Source organism: Serratia sp. TSA_198.1, assembly GCF_052686505.1.
Genome location: NZ_JBQZFP010000001.1, coordinates 753807 through 772531 on the forward strand (window position 1 = coordinate 753807; position 18725 = coordinate 772531).

The 18725-nt window shown below is 53.4% G+C and carries 18 protein-coding genes; 8 read left to right on the top strand and 10 right to left on the bottom strand.

Annotated elements, in window-relative coordinates; genetic code table 11:
• Nucleotides 1-11: 11 nt before the first annotated feature.
• Complete coding sequence (locus ACUTSW_RS03535) at nt 12-911, bottom strand: ABC transporter six-transmembrane domain-containing protein (RefSeq protein ID WP_445583686.1); 900 nt, start codon at nt 909-911, stop codon at nt 12-14.
• Nucleotides 912-1008: 97 nt separating this feature from the next.
• Between ACUTSW_RS03535 and ACUTSW_RS03540 the strand changes: the two genes are divergently transcribed.
• The gene (locus tag ACUTSW_RS03540; RefSeq protein ID WP_434463089.1) at nt 1009-1599 is read left to right on the top strand and encodes a TetR/AcrR family transcriptional regulator; all 591 of its coding nucleotides are present in this window, start codon (nt 1009-1011) and stop codon (nt 1597-1599) included.
• A gap of 49 nt (nt 1600-1648) precedes the next feature.
• Here ACUTSW_RS03540 and ACUTSW_RS03545 read toward each other — a convergent pair whose 3' ends face one another.
• The 5 genes from ACUTSW_RS03545 to ACUTSW_RS03565 all read right to left on the bottom strand — a co-directional run bounded on the left by ACUTSW_RS03545 (nt 1649) and on the right by ACUTSW_RS03565 (nt 6625).
• Complete coding sequence (locus tag ACUTSW_RS03545) at nt 1649-3031, bottom strand: carbohydrate porin (protein WP_006325364.1); 1383 nt, start codon at nt 3029-3031, stop codon at nt 1649-1651.
• Nucleotides 3032-3250: 219 nt separating this feature from the next.
• A complete protein-coding gene (locus ACUTSW_RS03550; protein WP_006325362.1) occupies nt 3251-3553 on the bottom strand; it encodes a PTS lactose/cellobiose transporter subunit IIA in 303 nt (100 codons plus the stop codon).
• A complete protein-coding gene (locus tag ACUTSW_RS03555) occupies nt 3546-4949 on the bottom strand; it encodes a glycoside hydrolase family 1 protein (protein WP_445583687.1) in 1404 nt (467 codons plus the stop codon). Before ACUTSW_RS03555 ends, ACUTSW_RS03550 begins: the two co-directional genes overlap by 8 nt.
• 20 nt (nt 4950-4969) lie before the next feature.
• On the bottom strand, nt 4970-6298 hold the full coding sequence (locus ACUTSW_RS03560) for a PTS sugar transporter subunit IIC (RefSeq protein WP_062870831.1): 1329 nt from the start codon (nt 6296-6298) through the stop codon (nt 4970-4972).
• A 12-nt stretch (nt 6299-6310) separates the two neighbouring features.
• A complete protein-coding gene (locus ACUTSW_RS03565; protein ID WP_004944534.1) occupies nt 6311-6625 on the bottom strand; it encodes a PTS sugar transporter subunit IIB in 315 nt (104 codons plus the stop codon).
• 296 nt (nt 6626-6921) lie between these two features.
• Here ACUTSW_RS03565 and ACUTSW_RS03570 point away from each other — a divergent pair, with 296 nt between their 5' ends.
• Nucleotides 6922-7875: a LacI family DNA-binding transcriptional regulator gene (locus ACUTSW_RS03570; RefSeq protein WP_062870830.1), complete on the top strand. Its 954-nt coding sequence runs from the start codon at nt 6922-6924 to the stop codon at nt 7873-7875.
• 75 nt (nt 7876-7950) lie between these two features.
• Here ACUTSW_RS03570 and ACUTSW_RS03575 read toward each other — a convergent pair whose 3' ends face one another.
• Both ACUTSW_RS03575 and bamA read right to left on the bottom strand, forming a co-directional pair.
• Nucleotides 7951-9156, bottom strand: coding sequence for an aldose 1-epimerase family protein (locus tag ACUTSW_RS03575; RefSeq protein WP_013812921.1), 1206 nt, complete (start codon nt 9154-9156; stop codon nt 7951-7953).
• A 323-nt stretch (nt 9157-9479) separates the two neighbouring features.
• Complete coding sequence (gene bamA, locus ACUTSW_RS03580; protein WP_445583688.1) at nt 9480-11924, bottom strand: outer membrane protein assembly factor BamA; 2445 nt, start codon at nt 11922-11924, stop codon at nt 9480-9482.
• A gap of 370 nt (nt 11925-12294) precedes the next feature.
• Between bamA and ACUTSW_RS03585 the strand changes: the two genes are divergently transcribed.
• Nucleotides 12295-13047 (top strand): MipA/OmpV family protein, encoded by a 753-nt coding sequence (locus tag ACUTSW_RS03585; protein ID WP_445583689.1) that lies wholly within the window; start codon nt 12295-12297, stop codon nt 13045-13047.
• 79 nt (nt 13048-13126) lie between these two features.
• Here the strand turns inward: ACUTSW_RS03585 and ACUTSW_RS03590 are convergent, their stop codons facing one another.
• Nucleotides 13127-14050 carry a LysR substrate-binding domain-containing protein gene (locus ACUTSW_RS03590; protein WP_445583690.1) on the bottom strand — a complete coding sequence of 308 codons (924 nt, stop codon included), beginning with the start codon at nt 14048-14050 and terminating at the stop codon, nt 13127-13129.
• 122 nt (nt 14051-14172) lie between these two features.
• Between ACUTSW_RS03590 and ACUTSW_RS03595 the strand changes: the two genes are divergently transcribed.
• The 5 genes from ACUTSW_RS03595 (at nt 14173) to ACUTSW_RS03615 (ending at nt 18310) form a co-directional block, all read left to right on the top strand.
• A complete protein-coding gene (locus ACUTSW_RS03595) occupies nt 14173-14832 on the top strand; it encodes an RraA family protein (protein ID WP_445583691.1) in 660 nt (219 codons plus the stop codon).
• 33 nt (nt 14833-14865) lie between these two features.
• On the top strand, nt 14866-15549 hold the full coding sequence (locus tag ACUTSW_RS03600; RefSeq protein WP_445583692.1) for an RraA family protein: 684 nt from the start codon (nt 14866-14868) through the stop codon (nt 15547-15549).
• Complete coding sequence (locus tag ACUTSW_RS03605) at nt 15549-16193, top strand: RraA family protein (RefSeq protein WP_445583693.1); 645 nt, start codon at nt 15549-15551, stop codon at nt 16191-16193. The genes ACUTSW_RS03600 and ACUTSW_RS03605 overlap by 1 nt, the downstream gene beginning before the upstream one ends.
• Nucleotides 16190-17419, top strand: coding sequence for a pyridoxal phosphate-dependent aminotransferase (locus ACUTSW_RS03610; protein WP_445583694.1), 1230 nt, complete (start codon nt 16190-16192; stop codon nt 17417-17419). Before ACUTSW_RS03605 ends, ACUTSW_RS03610 begins: the two co-directional genes overlap by 4 nt.
• A gap of 81 nt (nt 17420-17500) precedes the next feature.
• On the top strand, nt 17501-18310 hold the full coding sequence (locus ACUTSW_RS03615) for an alpha/beta fold hydrolase (RefSeq protein ID WP_445583695.1): 810 nt from the start codon (nt 17501-17503) through the stop codon (nt 18308-18310).
• Nucleotides 18311-18316: 6 nt separating this feature from the next.
• Here the strand turns inward: ACUTSW_RS03615 and ACUTSW_RS03620 are convergent, their stop codons facing one another.
• Nucleotides 18317-18694 carry a nuclear transport factor 2 family protein gene (locus ACUTSW_RS03620; RefSeq protein WP_445583696.1) on the bottom strand — a complete coding sequence of 126 codons (378 nt, stop codon included), beginning with the start codon at nt 18692-18694 and terminating at the stop codon, nt 18317-18319.
• Between the last annotated feature and the right edge of the window lie 31 nt (nt 18695-18725).

The window sequence follows — 18725 nt, forward strand, 5'->3', positions numbered from 1 at the left end:
ACCGAACAGCGCTAACCTCCCTCTCCGGTCTCGGTGCTCACCCGCTTACCAATGTCTTTAAGTTCTGAGTATTTTTCCAATAGCTGCGGGCCGTCATCAAGGCTTGTGGCAAACATCCACATATACGTCATTACCGAGTAAATATGGCCGGCAGTGATACCCGCCGACTGAGTCATCCATGCAATGGTCAGGCTAAACAGCAGGGCAACCAGCGCACCAATCGACAAATACCCCAACGCTTCGCGATCGGAGAGCCGTATGCGCAATGTGGCAAGCGTCAAATAATGCCTCTCCAGAGAAAGCACGGTGGCCTTATTAACGAAATCCACCTCTTTTTCAAGGCGGTTATTAAGCTTGTTGTACAGCGCTTCGTTTTTATGGGCATAACGGGAAAGGAAACAGGCCAGAAAGGCCAGTATGACCAGACAAGCGACACCCGCCCAGAATTCAATGACCAGCAACATCACCGCGGCCCCCAGCATGGCGGCCAGCGACGTGATGAGCGTAGGCAAATGCAACTCGAAGAAATCGACGAACTCTCTCGATAAGGCTACGCGCGCGGCCACGGTTGAAGGGTTGAGCCTGTTTTTGCGTTGCGTCATGACCACAGATACCGCCAACGCGGCATAAATTCTGGCAAAGGTACGCGTATCCACGCTTCGGCGTGCAGCGCCAAGGCACCACATGAATAAGATCATCACGCCATACAGCATCGCGTTTAACATCTGCCCCGACAAAATGGCATTAATGGAAATGCCGGCCAGCATCGGATACAGCAGATACGTGACGTTCTCCGCGACCACCAGCAGGAAGGTAAAGAACAACTTTTTTCGATGGCGCCTTGCGAGTGATTTCAACGTGTTGGACGCGCTGCCAGCCACGGGCGGTGCCGTAATGTTTTGACTGTTCATTGTGGTTGTTTCTGTTAAAATTAAAATTAGAGCGGTTGCTCAAAACAATAAAGTCATGCTATTTGAGCGATTGCTCAAAGTCAATGGGAGGAAAGAGATGAAAGGCAAGTCTGAGCTGATGAGAGACAAAATTCTGCATGGCGTTGTAGAACTGTTTATAGAAAAAGGCATTGAGAAAGTCACCACCCGCGAGCTTACCGAGTACGTAGGCATCTCTCGCAGTCATATTTATCACTATTTTAAAGACTGGCAATCCCTGTGCCTTGAAGCCTTAACAAACTTCATGCACCGCGAACTGGAAGAATTTCGCACTCTCATTGCGCCCTTACCCGCCGCTCAGAAACTGCAAGAATTTATTGATGGCATGATATCCGAAACGCCGGACCCTACCAGGAAGCTGTATGGTTCCTTATGGCTGCTGTCCACACATAACGAAGCCTATTCGGATCTGATGCAGTCTTTTTTAGCCGAGTGGCATCAGGTGCTGACTCATATCATCGAATCAGGCATCGAGGAAAAAACGTTTCGCCACGTTGACCCGCAACGCGTAGCGCGGCAACTGGACGCCATGCTGTTTGGTTACGGTGAACATCTTTTTACCCTGCCTTCTGCGCAAGCGTTGAAACAAGCGGAAGAAGACATTGACGATTTCATTCAACGAAACTTGCTGCTTATCGACAACAAATAGACGGGGCAACGGGGGTGGCTACCTCTGCAGCCACCCCGCGGGTCTTTTATCAGAACCAGGCTTCCCACATTGCGCCGACGTTGAACGAATCCAGTTGGGTATCGTCGTCGGTGCCATTCACGCGTGCGGTATGTTTGTTATCCACTTCACCGCCGGTGACGTAGAAGCGCAGCATAGGGCGGAACTCCGGCCCCATCGCAATCGAAATATTCTGCGACAGCGTGAGTTTCCAGCCGTGGTTATCGCCGCCCTGATCGTAGTCAACCCGCTGGTAACCGGCCTCCAGCCAGGTTGAATGCACGTCGTTCCACCAATACATCGGCCGTACAATCGCACCGTAGTTGCGGCGATTATCAGCACCGTCGGCGTCGTTGGAGTAATCATGGAAGGCGAGCAGGTATTCCACCTGCGCCTGCTGGGTAAACTTGTAGTTCCCCTCGAAGCTGGCGTAGACCGCCGTCAACTCGTCCGTTTTGTTGTAGACGCTGTTATCCGCATTGTTGGAGTAACGGGCGATGACCTTATTCACGCCTTTGTCGCCGGTATGGCTCAGCACCACGCCGCCCTGCCAGGCCTTCAGGCGGTCATCGCTTTCCACGGCTTTCGAGTCAAAGCCGTAGTTGGCGTAAAGTTCCAAATCCAACGGGCCAACCTTCATGCCGTGAATTTTTGAGGTCAGCGCGTAGTTGCCTTTATCGCCAGTGCCTGAGCCACCGGTACAAGTGATACGCGACGGGTTGGCTTCGTCTTCCGCCACTCTCGGATCACAAGACTCCACGGCAGCGACGGCGGCGACGTCAAACTGCACGCCGCCGATATCAAAGTTCTTTACCCCGGCGCCCTGACCGTCGTGATTCATCCAGAAATAGTCGTTGATGCCCTGTTGCGGACGCTGATGAAAATCGCGGCCGGCCCACAGATAGGCATTCGGATTGGAGGCCAGAATATTGGTGACGCCGGCGTAGGCTTTCTTGAGGTTCACCTCATCGCCCCAATGGTCGATCATCACATTGATATCCCAGATTGCGCCGTTATCGCCTTTGAACGCTTTAGATAGCTGGAATTCGCCGCCATTGCCTTCGTTGCCCAAACGGCCCAGCGCGGACGCGCCGTTATAGGAACCGTCAACGCCGACGAATTTCTGATCGCCGCCCTGGAACTGCGCGCCATAGCGGGCGTAACCGGAAAATTTGACGCCAAACGGGATCGCCATATCCGGTGACTGGGCGGTGCTTTGCGGCTCGGTAATCACATCGGCCTTTTTGTTTACGGCGGCATCTATTTTCGCCTGCCGTTGCGCCAGGGCTTTATCTACCGCTTTTGCCACGATGGCATCGATTTGTTCTTGCGTAAATTCTTGAGCGAATACGGATCCAGAGCAAAGCGCGGCCATTACCGCCAGCGCTATTGGCAATTTATTATATATTTTCATGGTTATCTCAATTGTACACACGTGATCCTATAAGCCGCCTGCAGGCAGCTTTAATGATAGGGTGTGGGCTGGTTTATTTTTAGATAACAGCCATCCTGTTCTGGTTTTAAAAAACCGTGCTATCACCAAAACAAGCTGATTCTTTATTATTTTCATGGGTACAGAACAGTTAAATAATTTTCGTGATTATTTCCCCTTATTGGAATGAATAATGTGTTATTAGCGTTGGTAAAGATGAATAATCTCTTCCGATAATTCACGCGCCAGTAAAGACGTCATTAAATGATCCTGTGCGTGTACCATAATTAAGGTCATTGGCTGCCGGGCTTCACCGGCATCTTGTTCGATCAGTTTGGTTTGCATCTGATGCGCCTGGCGCGAAAAGCCATCGGCCTGCTGCAACAGCGCTTTGGCTTCGCCGATGTTGCCTTCCCGCGCGGCGCGCAGCGCCTCAAAGCACAGGCTGCGCGACTGGCCGGCGTTGACGATAATCTCCATGACCGCGTCTTCCAATTCAATCATCATTTGTCTCCTGTTCGTTAAACCCATTGTCTGCGGCGGTAGCGGCAAACCACTCTCCGCTTTTCTTGACGGTACGTTGCTGGCTGGCCAAATCCAATTGCACCAGGCCGTAGCGATTTTTATATCCGTTGCACCATGACCAGTTATCAATAAACGTCCACATGTGATAGCCGAGGCAATTGCTGCCCTCACTAATGCCTTTATGCAGCCATTTAAGGTGTTCAGAGACAAATTCAATACGATAGCGATCGTTGATTTGGCCGTTTTCAGTAAAGCGTTGTTCGTTTTCCACACCCATGCCGTTTTCGGAAATAAAACAGCGCGGATTGTCATAGTTAACGCGTAAATTGGTCAGAATGTCATAAATACCCGGTTCGTAAATTTCCCATCCGCGATAAGGGTTCATTTTTCTGCCGGGCATTTCGTAGTTTTCGAATAACCATTCAGGCATAAAGGGCGCCAGTGGGTTTACGGCGCTGTCACGGCATTTCACGCGTCGTGGCTGATAATAATTAACACCGAGCAGGTCAATCTTTCCTTCGGCGATCAGCGCCCGATCGCCGGGTTGGCAGGCCGGAAGCTGATCCCAGGTTTTCAGCAATGCCACCAGATCGGCCGGATATTCGCCACGCAGCACCGGATCGAGGAAACTGCGGTTAAACAGCAGGTCGGCGTGGTGCGCGGCACTGACATCCGCCGGATTTTGCGAACGCGGGTAAGACGGCGTCAGGTTCAGCACGATACCGACCTCTCCGGCGTAAAGCCCGGCGCGAAACGCCCGCACCGCCGACGCATGCGCCAGCACCGTGTGGTATGCCACCGTCGCCGCCCGCTTAAAGTCGACCACGTTGGGGTAGTGGAAATCATACAGGTAGCCGCCTTCGACCGGCACAATCGGCTCGTTGAAGGTGAACCAATGCATCACCCGGTCGCCAAACAGCTCAAAGCAGACCTGCGCATAGTGGCTAAAGGCCGCGACCACGTCACGGTTTTCCCAGCCGCCCTTCTCCTGCATCGCCATCGGCATATCGAAGTGGAACAGCGTAATAAACGGCTTGATGCCCTGCGCCAGCAGCTCATCAATCACGTTGTTATAAAACGCCACCGCTTGCGGATTCACCTCGCCCGTTCCGTCCGGGATCAGCCGCGACCAACTCAAAGAGGTACGAAAACTGTTATGGTTGAGCTGTTTCAGCAGCGCGATATCCTGGCGCCAGTTCCGGTAAAAGGTCGATGTCTCCTGCGGCCCCACCTGCTGATGAAAGCGCCAGGGTTGATTGGCGTACCAGGTGTCCCAAATTGTCGGGCTTTTACCGCCCTGCCGGCTGTCCCCTTCGGTTTGCAGCGCAGAGCTGGCGCTGCCCCACCAGAAGTCTTCGGGAAATACGTATTTCATGCTTCGCTTCTCCATAAATATCAGTTGTTGCTGACAGTTCCGGCCAGCGGTGCACCGCTCTGCGCTTTTTGCTCTTCGGTTTTCATTAAAGAGCGCTCGTAGGCACGCAGGAACGGCAAGTACATCAGGGCGGACATCACCATACAGATAACGCACATCACTACCGGGCTGAACGCCCAGTTTGCCGCCCAAGAGGCGCCGATGGGTGCCGGCGTGGTCCACGGCGTGAGCGATACCACCTGCGCCAGCCATCCCAAACGTGTCGCGGTATAGGCCAGTACGGCGTTGACCATGGGAACGCAGACGAACGGAATGAACAACATCGGGTTCATGATGATCGGCGCACCAAACAGGATCGGTTCATTGATGTTAAAGAAGCTCGGCACTACGCCCATTTTGCCGATAGTGCGCAGGTGCGCAACGCGGCTGCGCAACAGCAGGAACGCCAGCGGTAAGGTCGAGCCGACGCCGCCAATCAGCAGATAGTGATCCCAGAAACCTTGTAAATAAACGTGTGGCAATGCCGTCCCCGCCGCCAGCGCCGCCTGATTTACCGACAAGTTCGCCATCCAGAACGGGTTCATGATGCCGGTGACGATCAGCGCACCGTGGATACCGGCGAACCAGAAAATCTGGCACAGCAATACCGACAGCAAAATGGCAGGCAGCGAATCCGAGGCGGACACCAGCGGTTCCAGCAGATGCATAATCGCCTGCGGCAGGATCATGCCGGTTTGCGCTTCGATAAACAGATTCAGCGGATGCAGCGTACCAATCACCACCAGGACCGGGATCAGGATCTCAAACGAACGCGCAACCCCGGTAGGCACCTCTTTCGGCAACCGAATAGTGACATTGTTCTGCTTGAGCCAGGCGTAAACGCGGGTTGAGTAAATGGCGGTGATCAGAGCGGTGAAAATCCCTTGCCCGGAGAGATACTGGGTGGATATTTTGCCGTCTGCATAAGGGGCCGCCACCAGCAAAAAGGCCATAAATGCCAGCAGGCCGGACATTACAGGATCGAGATTAAACTGCCGCCCGAGGCTGGCGCCAATCCCCACGGAGATAAAGAAAGTCATCACCCCCATACTCAGGTTGAACGGCAACATCAGTTGCGCACGGTAAGTCTGCGAAAAATCCAGCCAGCCACGCGCAAAACTGTTCGTGGTATCGGCGGAGAACGGCGGAAAGATGAAGACCAGCATGAACGAACCAATAATCATAAACGGCAACGCAGCGGTAAAACCGTCGCGGATGGCGATGACATATTTCTGCTGCCCCAGGCGGCCGGCCAACGGGGTGATGGATTGCTCGATGACGGCAATCATTGACTGATATAACGAACTCATAGGAACACCTTTTTAGTGCGCCGCTGCGATCAGCGACAGAGCATAGTCCAGTACCTTCTCACCGCGCTGCATGCCGTAGTCCATCGGATCAATGGGCTGAACGGGTATGCCTTGGACGGCAGCCTTTTCTGACAGTGTTTTAAGCATATATTTTACCTGCGGCCCCAGCAGCACCACCTGATAGCGTGGAAACTGCGTATCGAACTCGGCTACCCCATAGGCGTCGATCTCGACCGGCAACCCCCTTTCATTCGCCGCCTCCACCATTTTCCTGACCAGCAGGCTGGTAGACATCCCAGCGGAACAACACAGCATGATTTTGTACATCGACAACCTTCCTCAACGGGTAAATAACCTGAATGCGGGAGTGATTGGATATCATACGGAAACCGTTTTCCATCGGGTGAGAGTGGAAGTGTGATACTCATCATAATCTAGCCACTGCAAGGGATTTTTATTGGATTGTCATCACATTTTTTTGTCTTGTTTTGAGGTGTTTTGACATGGTGTGGAAAATCGGTTTCCATGAAAAAAGGAAAACGGTTATACTGCTGGCGGCGATAATGTGAGCCATTACCGGATGGGTTTTTACAGGCTGCAGCTTGGTCTGTCAGGAGAGAAAGATGTCAACAATCAACGATGTATCACGTTTAGCTGGGGTGTCAAAAGCCACAGTCTCACGGGTGTTGAGTGGATCGCGCGGCGTTAAGGAAGCCAGCCGTCTCGCGGTATTGCAGGCGGCGGAAGAGCTCAATTACCGGCCCAACGTCATTGCGCAATCATTGCTTAGCCAATCGACGGGCTGCATCGGGGTTATCTGCGCGCAGGAGAACATTAACCAAACCACAGGTTATCTTTATGCGCTGGAAAAACAGCTCAGCCAGCATCAAAAGCATCTGCTGCTGCGTTTCGCCAATACCAAAGCGGGCGTGATGAACGCGCTGGACGAACTCACCTGCGGGTTGTGCGACGACGTGCTGATTATCGGTGCCCGTTTCCCGCTCAACATCCCGCATGACAACGTGATCCTGGTCGATTGCGCTGAGGCCGACACGCCTAACAGCATTCAGTTCGACCACGCTTTCGCCGCCGAAAGTGCCTGCAATTATCTGATTAGCCAGGGCAGACGCCAAATAGCCTTGATCCAGCCGGATGCCGGCGGCTGTGCCGATCAGGTGTTGCTGGGTTATAAGCTCGCGCTGGAAAACAACTTTTTGCCGTTCAATCGCAACCTGGTGTTTATGGATTCGACCACCTCTTCCGTTGCGGTACAGGTGCTGCTCAATAACGCCACCACGCTCAATTTCAACGCGCTGCTGGTGGCGGACGAGCAGGAGGCGCAGCGAGTGATTACCCAGCTACAGGCGTTCAATAAATCCGTACCGGACGACATCATGGTCTTTAGCCTGGCCGGTTCGCTGCATTTGCCGGGCATTCCGGCGATCCCGTCCATCGAATATTCCATGGACGCCATGGCGGCGCGTATCGTCAGTTGGTTGACGGAAAAAACCCGGGATATGCTCGGCGCCTGCGTGCTGCGCGGAGATTTGATTATCCCGGACAGGCACAAGCGTTAAGCGATTACCGGCGCCGCAAGAAAACAAAACGGGCCAACAAAGTTGGCCCGCGATCGGTACGGTTCCCATTGACGACTATTCTACCGCGATAGGCGTCTCAACCAGTTTGGGTTGATTGCTCCCCTGCAGCGTCTTGATCTTGTCCTGGTACACTTTCACCTGTTCAGCATCTTTCAGCAAGGTATAGGTCAGCTCGAAGTCGGTACTTTGGCCAGGCTGCAGCTGTTTGATTCGCCCTTGCTCCCGTTCGATTTTCACCGGATAGGCATAGTTGGTCCCCGGTTCGATGCCGGTGACGTACCCCTGGCGTTCGGTATCCGTATTCTTCCACAATGTCAGCAGCGGCAACTGGTGGGTATCAAAACCTATCGCCACGCCGCGATCCCCGCGCCGGTTGTGCAGCATGGCAAGCGTTTTGCCTTGCGCATCCGCATAAGGCAGGATGTTGAACACCATTTCATCAAAGCCTTTGGTCGGGCCCTGGTAAGTTGCCCAGTCTTTCAGGCCGGCTTTGGCGTAGTCGTTAAAAGGCGAAATTTCCTTGATCGGGGCGCTGAATACCGCACCTTCTTCCAGTAACGGTTTGCCGAAGTTACTGTGGTAAATGATTTCGTAATCCCGTGGGTAATCGGCGCGATTAGTCACGCGATCGTGGATTGAAAACGATTGTGTACCAGGGATATAGCGCAGTTCGGTCCAGGTTTCCAGGTTGCTTTTCTTGAAGGTATTTTCTTTCAGCAACCCGCGAATGCGGACTTCGTACGGGGCTTTTTCGGCGATCTCGATCACCACTTTGGAGGCCGGCGTGTTGCCGGCGCGGCCATGCAGCGTGTAAAGCGTGCCGTTGTCGACGCCAGGGTGCCCGGTCCATTCAAAGCCGCAGCGCACCATCATTTCATTAAACCCGTCCAGCCACCCTAAGCCATTGCGGCTGTCCAGATTGATGTAAGCCGGGTTGACCACCTCGGTTACCGGTGAGTCCCAGCCCAGTCGGACGTCGGACCCCTTCACATTCAGAATGTTCATGCCGCGAGTCGGGCTCAGGGCAATCGTCAGGCCGGCACTGCTTAAGGTGATCACCTTGGAACCTTCCTGTTTTCCGCCGTGCAGCACCTGTTGCTGTAAGCTGAAGCCTGCCCCCGTGATGTTCAGCTTTTGGCTGTCGGTCTGCCAATTGCCTTGTTCAATGCCTTTTTCCGTGTCGGTCAATACAATGGTCTGCGCGTTTACTGCGCATGAAATCAAAGAGATAACCGCCGAAAGTGTAATTAACTTTTTCATGGTGCTGTCCTTAACGTTAGCTGAAAGGTTTTAGCTAAAACAATGAAAAAATAGATCTCGGCAGCCAATTAAAAAGAGAGTTGAGTCACCTTTCCGATAACAACGGAATAACAATGAAAAATAATGCGGACAAAATCACCTTTACGCTGCAATAAATGATGAGCAATCACGAAATTAATCGATGTTGAGCACGGTAAAGGTACGGGTTTGCTGTAAGGTGTCAGCAAAAAAATCCTGCATCCGTTGGTTGGTTTTTATTATTCATTATCAATCCATTACCAGAAAATAAAGCCCACAGGAAATTTGCAGGCTTTACCTTGGGATTACCAGGTTTTACCGATGTTGAACTGGAATTGCTCTGCCTTGTCCCCTTCGTACTTTTTGATCGGGAACGCATAGGAGAAGGACAACGGCCCCAACGGCGATTGCCATTGCAATGCAATACCGGCCGAAACGCGGATATTGCTCGGGTCACCGTAGTCCGGGATCCCTGCCGCGAGCGTTTGCGAGGTATTCTGCCAATGGGTATCCCAGACCGTACCGGCATCGACAAACAGCGAAGTGCGCAATGAATTGGCATAGCGGTCATTAATGAACGGCGTCGGGAATATCAACTCGGTACTGGCAATAGCCATGGCGTTACCGCCCACGGCATCATCGGATTTGTCGACCGGGCAGTCGCTGTAGGCACTCTCCGACCCGCTGCAATGATAATAAGCCGCTTTAGGGCCGATACTGTTGGAAGAAAAACCCCGTACGCTGCTGGAACCGCCGGCATTAAAGTTATCGTAGAACGGCACCTCATGGCCGCCGAAACCATCGGCATAGCCAGCTTTGGTGCGCCCCATCACTATCCATTTATTATCGCTACTCAAGGGCAGATACTGATTGGCGCTGAACGTCACCTTGTAGTAACTGTTGGTCGACCCCGGCACGGTAATCTTGGCGTTCAGGCTGGCGCTGGTCCCGTCTGTCGGGAAGAAACCGCGGTCAAGGGTGTTGTAATTCCACCCCACGCTCGTAAAGAAATCATTGGCCGTGAAACGGGCATCGTTATCGTTGTCTTGCGTGGTGATGCCGGGGTTTACATTGACCGAATTGAGGTAGCGCCACATAGCCACCTGCGGTGCCATACCGCTCAGACGGGTATTGGCATAGTCGAGGCCAAGGCCAAGCGAGCTGTTTTCGCCGATCGGGAAGCCAAGATTGCCGCCGATGCCCAGGCTTTTCATGGTGTATTCGGAGAGATCGTCATCTTCCGCGTCGTAGTCGTTATAAGAGATCTTCCCGCCTAAACTTACGCCGTCCACCGTAAAATAAGGGTCAGTCATCGACAGTTCGATATAGGTCTGAGAGTCGCTTTTGGTGCCATTAAAACTGACGGTATTCCCGCTGCCCAGCCAGTTGTCCTGGCTGACGCCCACTTGAAAACTGGCCCCGCTATCCGTGCCGTAACCGAGCCCAAAGTTAAAGGACCCCGTATTGCGCTCTTTAACCTTATAGACAACATCGACCTGATCCGGTGATCCCGGCACTCGCTGGGTCTCCGTCTCCACCGTTTCGAAGAAGCCGGTGCGACTCAGGCGTTGCTTGCCCTGTTCTACCCGATCGTTACCTAACCACGCCCCCTCCATTTGCCGCATCTCGCGCCGTAAAACGGAATCTTTCGACGTGCCGTTACCTTCAAAGCGGATCCTGCGCACCGAGTAACGCTTGCCGGCATCGACATTGACGTGCAGTTTTACTGTCTTGGCTTTCTGATTGATTTCAGGCTCTATCCCTACCTGCGGGAAAGCGTAGCCGTAACGCCCCAGCAGCTGCTTGATGTCATTTTCCATACGCGTGATTTTTGCGCCGTTGTACAACTCGCCCGGCTGGATATTCGTCAAGGCTTCGATCTGCGGCAAATACCCCGCCATATTGCCATTCAGCAAAGTACCGGACAGCGAGTACTGGCTGCCTTCGGTAAGGTTGATGGTGATATAAATGCCCTTTTTGTCCGGAGTCAGGCTCACCTGGGTTGAGTCGATCTTGACGTTTGCATAACCCCGATCGAGGTAAAAACTGCGCAAGGTTTCAAGATCGCCGGCCAGTTTCTGTTTCTGGTACTTGCGATCGCTCGCCAGGTTCCACCAGGGCACGTCATCGCGCAGTTGCAGGTTGGCGAGCAGTTCGTCCGTGCGGAAGGCCTGATTGCCGATCACATTGATCTGCTGGATTTTGGCCGACACCCCTTCGGTGAACACCAGCTTCAGATCGATGCGATTACGCGGCAATGGCGTGATCACCGCTTTTACGCGGGCGCTGTATTTGCCCACGCTGTAGTAAAAATCCTCCATGCCTTGCTCGATCGAAGACAGCCTGGTGCGATCTAGAGCCTCGCCCACGCGCACCCCCGAAGACTCAAGGTTTTGCTTTAGCATGTCGTCTTTCACCGTTTTATTGCCGGAGAAAGAGATACCGGCAATCGTCGGCCGCTCTTTGACTTTAATAATCAGGACATGATCGTCACGCAGAACCTGCACATCGTCGAAGTTCCCGGTGGTGAACAACGCGCGGATAGTATTGCTGATATCTTCGTCAGACAGCGTATCGCCAACGCGTACCGGCATACTCAGCAAAGCGGCGCCTGGCGCAACGCGCTGGAGCCCTTCAAAGTGGATATCTTTCACCAGGAAGCCGTCTGCGGCATAGGCCGACAGGCTGTTAAGGAATAGCATCGCAACAATTGATTTCTTCATCTTGATTGGCATGTCTCGAGTGTTCATAAATACTGCGTCGGCTTTATCAATGTGGGAAAACCTTTACCACGGCCATGCGGAACATCCGTTTTTATCGGCATAGTATTCTCGGCACTGTCATTTAAAGAGATATCCCACTGACTGCTCGCCCTATAAATAATTCAAAGCAAGCCCCCGTCCTTTCGCATTATTTTCACAAACCTGACACTCTTAAACTTTTTCGCCAATCGCTTGTGGAATGACAACCGAAAAATGGCCACAGCGGTAAGGGATGAACCTTTGTAAGAAAATAATCAAGTTCGCGTAAAAAAAATGGAAATATGAGTTTTTTATGCCTTGGTTGCTATAAATTCCCTGGGTACCACACTCCGTGGATATTGATATTCAGGTAGACCTTATGAGCCTTTATCCCGTAATGACATGCCGCGTGCTTTTGATTCTTCCTCTTTTCTATGCCTCAGGCGCGTTCGCCGGTGAATGGTCGCTTGGCGCGGCTGCGGGAGGTGGCATCAGCCCCTATCGTGATACGGACAATACCCTGACCGCACTGCCGCTCATTGGGTATGAGGGTGAAGACTTTTATCTGCACGGGTTAAAAGGAGGCTATCACCTGTGGAAAGACGAACAGAATCAACTGGATGTGATGGGTTATTATTCGCCGTTGCATTTCAAACCCGGCAACAGTGACGATGAGCAAATGAAGCGTCTGAACAAGCGCCGTTCAACGGCAATGGCCGGCGTTGAGTACACCCATCGCGCCGCCTGGGGGGCCATTCGCACGGCACTTTCCGCTGACGTGTTGAACAATAGCAACGGCCTGGTGGGCGATCTGGCCTATCTGTACCCCATCCACCTGAATGACTGGGAAATCACCCCGATAGCCGGCGTTAGGTGGGACAGCAAAAACCAAAATAAATATTACTATGGCATCAACGCTGGCGAATCGCGCCGAAGCGGGTTGGCCAGTTATACCCCGGACGACAGTTTGACCCCTTACCTGGAATTGGCCGTGCGCTATCATATTAATAAAAGCTGGGATACTTTTGTCTCTGCGCGCTACGAATCGCTGCCCAATACCGTTAAAGACAGCCCAATGGTGGATAAGTCAAATACCGGCTCGCTCTCCTTTGGCGTTAATTATTCCTTCTGACACGGATATTGTTTGCTTTAATTTTATTGGGTCGCGTGCGTTTTTATATAAATCAATCGCGCCGTTTAAACAAGGATATTTAAACGGCCTTAACACCGGGCGAAACCTGATGCGTTTTAAGCAAGGAAATGGCGACATCAACCATGGGGTGGTGACGTTGGGTATTCCACGCTACCGCGGCGGTCACGACCATTAACTTCTCCCGCAAAGGACGGATCACCACATTCTCTGGAACCAGCTTACGCATTGAAGCCGGGATCAACGCAATCCCCTGCCCACAACTGACATAGGCTATCTGCGAGGTCACCGACCTGACTTCATGCAAAACGCGCGGGGCAAAACCGTGCGTGCGACAGGCGGATGTCAACATATCAAAGTAAACCGGGCTGACCTGCCGCGCCGGCATAACCCATTGTTCGCCTTCTAACGCATTGAATTTGATCCGAGTAAGCGAAGCTAACCGATGGTCTGCCGGCAATGCGACCGCGAGACGATCTTCCGCTAAAGGCAGAGTGGCAATCCCACTGCCTATTTCACCTTCAAGTCGTACAAAGGCCAAGTCCAGTTCCCCAGTCTCAAGGTAAGGAATGGCGTCTACGCTGTCTATTTCACGGATAAAGACCGTCAGATTGGGATGGCGCTTGCGGAGTTCGTCGAGAAATGGCGGCATGGTCTCCAGCATGGCTGAAGTAATGGCGCCAATATTGAGCACCCCGGAATGCCCGGCGGCCACCTCGCGCACCACCCTTTCCAACTGCTGAAGTTGCCCGGCAAATTGCCTGACGGCGGGTAACAAGGCAGCGCCCGCCGGGCTGAGGCGAGTACCGCGTCGTGAACGATCGAAAAGCTGCAATTTCAGCGAGTGTTCCAACACTTTAATTTGTTCCGTCAGCGGCGGTTGGGACATTCCCAATCGTTGTGCGGCGCGCCCAAAGTGCTCTTCTTCTGCAACTGCCAGAAACAGCCAAAGTTGTTTTATTAACCTAAAGTCGATTCCGCTCATTACCGGCCTCCCATGATCGTCTTGCTGTTCCTTAAATCGTATCACGGAGATAGTTTAATCGTAATTTACATATCAGTAACCCACTGCAATTATCGTCCAAACTTTGCCGAGGAACCTACTGCATGACTGATGACCACCTGCTTACTCGCCTGGCGTTGCTGGACACTAACGCCGTTTCCGATGCCCTGGATTTTCTTGAATTACCGGGTGCGACTTATGGGCTACGGCCATTATGGGATTGCCCAAAAATTGTCGGCCGCGCCAGCACCATTCAGCTCGGTGCAAAGACAGATAACCAGCCGACCGTTCATCTCATTTCCCCGGTGATTGATGCCATTGGCTCGGCCAATCGGATCTTGGTCATCGCCGGCGGGCAAGAGGGCATTTCCTGTTGGGGCGATATTCTCGCCAATGCATCCGTTGCCAAAGGGATCCGAGGCTCGGTGATTGATGGCCTCAGCCGTGATATCGAGGGCAGCGAGTCGATTGGCTATCCGGTATACGGCCGGGGGATCACCATGATCAGCGCACGTAACCGCGTTGTTCAATTGGCTGCCGGAACTCCCGTCACCCTGGCTGGCGTCAGGGTACAGCAGGACGATTATGTGATAGCCGATCGTTGCGGAACCGTTTTTATTCGCGCCGCACGGATAGAAGAGGTCCTCGCGCTGGGTGAACGCATTGTGCGCCGACAGACCGGCATGGTTGACGCCGTGCGTGCCGGGCGTTCAGTCGCCGAAGTGATGCACGATAAAGAGTTCGACGCCATTAACCCTAAGTAACCTTGTTGCCCCCCCTATTACCGGAGTTTTGTTATGAGCCACCTTTCCCCCTCCGAACGTGAAGAGGTTCGGTCATTGGTTGCCCTTTTTGCCGGGCTCGATACCGCCGGCGTTTCGGACGCACTCGATAAACTGGGTATTCATGGTCAGGCGTTCGGCATTATGCCGTTAGCGAACTATACAAAGGTCGTGGTTGGACCCGCTTATACCGTGAAATATGTTCCCGCCACGACGCCGGCCGGCTCTGTGGGCGATTTCATTGACGAGGTTGCCGAAGGCGATGTGGTGGTTATCGACAACGACGGCAGGACAGATTGTACGGTCTGGGGGGACATCATGACCCAATATGCCGGGATGTCCGGGATTGCCGCGACGGTCATCGACGGCGTATGCCGTGATGTCGGCAAAGCCCTGGCCGATAATTACCCCCTGTTTACTGCGGGCCGTTTTATGCGTACGGGCAAGGATCGTGTCGAGGTGGAGGCGGTTAATGGCACGGTATCGATAGGTACCGTTCGGGTTGCCGCGTGCGATATTATCGTTGCGGACGCTAATGGCGTGGTTGTCGTGCCTCGCGCACGCGCACGGGAAGTGGCTGACATTGCCCATCATATCGAAAAGACAGAAGCCGCGATCCGAGAACGCATTATCCAGGGCGATACCCTGGCACAAGCGCGTGCGACGTTGGGTTACCACTCATTACAGAGGAAAGCATAATGTCCGCCACGGTTATCTATAGCAACGAACAGCTGAACAGTGCCTGTAGCCTCGGCTCATCCACCCTGTATGAAGCCTCGGGCATTCCGACCAGTTCCGTCGATCCCGCCATTCGCCCCGTTTGGGCAGGTAGCACCGTTGCGGCCCCCGCCTGGCCGGTTGAATGCGCCCCTGGCGATAATCTGGCTATCCATATCGCCTTAGAAAACGCCCCTAGAGGCAGTATTTTGGTGGTTGCGACCGGTGGATACGTCGCCGGCTATTGGGGGGAAGTGCTGACGATTGCCGCGCAAACCGCCGGCATTGTCGGTTTGGTCATTGACGGTGGTGTACGTGATATTGCCGCGATCGTTGCGCACCGCTTCCCGGTATTTACCCGGGGGATCTCAGTACGCGGAACATTGAAAGCCAGCGCCCCCTCGGTGGGACAACCGATTAACTTTAGCGGCACCCCGGTGGCGGCCGGCGATCTGGTGGTCGCCGATGACGACGGCGTAATTATTATTCCCGCCGCAGACGTTGGCGCGACGTTGGCGAACGGCCTGGCGCGAATGGAGAAAGAAACGGCGATGATGGAAAGGTTACGTCATGGCGACAGCACGCTGGAACTGATGGGGCTGACTCAATGGAGAACCGCAAAATGAGCGGTAACAGCGCGACATTGAACCGGTTTCTCAGTGCAGCAAAACCCTCTGCGACCTATAAAATCATGGACCGCGTGGCCGCTCGCCGTGCCGCAGGGAAAAAGGTTATCTCACTTAGCGCCGGTGAACCTGATTTCGACACGCCGGAACATATTCGCGAAGCCGGTATTGCCGCAATCCAGGAGGGCCTTACTCGTTATACCCAGGTTGCGGGGTTACGCCCGTTGCGTGAAGCTATCGCCGAAAAATTCCAGCGCGAGAACGGCCTGGTGGTCGACTGGTGCAATACGCTGGTGTGCAACGGCGGTAAGCAGGTGATTTTCAATGCGTTGGCATCAACCTTGAATGAAGGCGATGAGGTGATTATTCCGGCGCCTTATTGGGTCAGCTATCCCGAAATGGTCCAGGTTTGCGGCGGCAAAGCGATTGTCGTCACTTGTCATGCCGACGTCGGCTTTAAGCTCACGCCGCAGGCGTTGGAAAGAGCCATCACACCCAAAACGCGTTGGCTGATTTTGAACTCGCCGTCCAATCCCACCGGTGCGGTTTATTACAGACAAGAACTCCAGGCCCTGGCTGAAGTTCTGCTCGCACATCCGGGCGTGTTAGTGCTGTCCGATGATATTTACGAGCATTTGATTTTCGATCATATCGAATTCTTCACGCTTGCTCAGGTTGAACCCCGTTTGCGCGATCGCATTCTGACCATGAACGGCGTTTCCAAGGCCTATGCCATGACCGGTTGGCGTATTGGCTTCGGAACGGGGCCGCATTGGCTGATCGAAGCCATGGAAAAGCTGCAGGGGCAACAAACCTCGGGTGCCTGCACGATTTCTCAATACGCCGCCCTAGCCGCCTTAACCGGGCCGCAGAATTTCATTCGGCACTCTCGTGCGGTATTTCAGGCAAGACGCGATCTGATGGTCAGGCTGATCAACCAGGCGCCGGGGTTGCATTGCATAATACCGCAAGGCGCTTTTTACGCCTTTGCCTGCTGTCGCGGTCTTATCGGTAAAACTACGCAGGCTGGCACTCTTCTCGCAACGGATGAAGATGTGGTTAACGCGCTGCTGGACGAAACCGGCGTTGCCACCGTACAGGGCAGCGCATTTGGTCTGGAGAACCATATCCGTATTGCCTATGCGCTGGATGATGATTCACTGGTGCAGGCCTGTACCCTGATTAAGCACTTTTGTGAACAACTCTCGCACCCCGACCAACGCTAACAATGACCATGGCGAGTCAAACCGGACAAGTTCACCCTCTTCGGCCGCTTTGGCCAATGGTTCAAGAAAGGAATAACGACAATGCAAAACGAATTCTACCAGCGCTCCCTTTTGCTCAAGGTGCAGAACGTTGACGTGCAACTGGCGTCTCTGTACCGCGATGGAAAACGTGAGCCTATTGTTTTTCTCCATGGCTTTGGTTCAACCAAAGAGGATTATGCCGACATTGTTCGCTATGCGGAGTTCAACCAACATGCCTTTCTGGCCTATGATGCGCCGGGCTGTGGAGAAACGCAGTGTGCCGATCTAAGCAAGATTTCCATTCCGTTTTTAGTCGAAACGGCGTCCAAAGCGATCGACCACTTCGGTTTTGAACGCTTCCATCTGGTCGGGCACTCCATGGGCGGATTAACCGCCTTGATGCTGGCGCATGCCTGGCCAGAACGCGTATTGAGCTTTGTCGATATCGAAGGCAATATCGCCCCGGAAGATTGTTTTCTGAGCCGGCAAATTGCCGATTATCCCGCAGCCCATGATGAAGAATTCTTTGACGATTTTATTGAACGCACCCACCATTCGCCCGCCTGGGGCAGCGCGCTGTATGCCGCCAGCCTACGGCATAAGGTCCGTGCCGGAGCGGTAAGAGGGATCTTCCAATCCATGGTGGAATATTCGGACCGGGGTGAGCTTATGGACAAGTTTCTTGGTTTGCCCTGCCCGAAGATGTTTATGTACGGTGAGCAAAATGCCCATCTATCCTATCTGGGTTTTATTCAGGAGCGAGGCGTGGTTCTGGCGGAGATTCCCTGCTGCGGTCACTTTCCCATGTATTCAAACCCAATGGCGATGTGGGCTAACATTCGCTCATTACAGAACTCAACATCGTCATAAAACGCGCTACTCCGTTGCCGGCGTACCCTGATGAAAACGCAGTTGCCAACGCTCGCCGGTCTGATGTTCTGATAACACCCAGACAGATGACCGCAAGGTACGCCTCGTGATATTGCCTGCGGCATCACGCTGAAAGCTTTTGTACGTCAGTAACGCCACGCCCTCCGTAATCATGGCCAGCTTGAAATCTTCGGCATGAATCACTGCCCGACCGGTTTCTTGCTCAAGCGCCGCAACGGTTTGCTGCTTATCATAATGCCGGCCCGAGCGGCCAATCTCTTCAAAATCGTCATGCAGCAATTCACTGACAAGCTTGCGGTTGTTGCGCGTCGCCGGCTGATGCAGTTGCATCTCCAGCGATGGGATCATGGCTGAAACAGTCAAAACACGCTCCTTTTTGCTTATACCTGCGAGT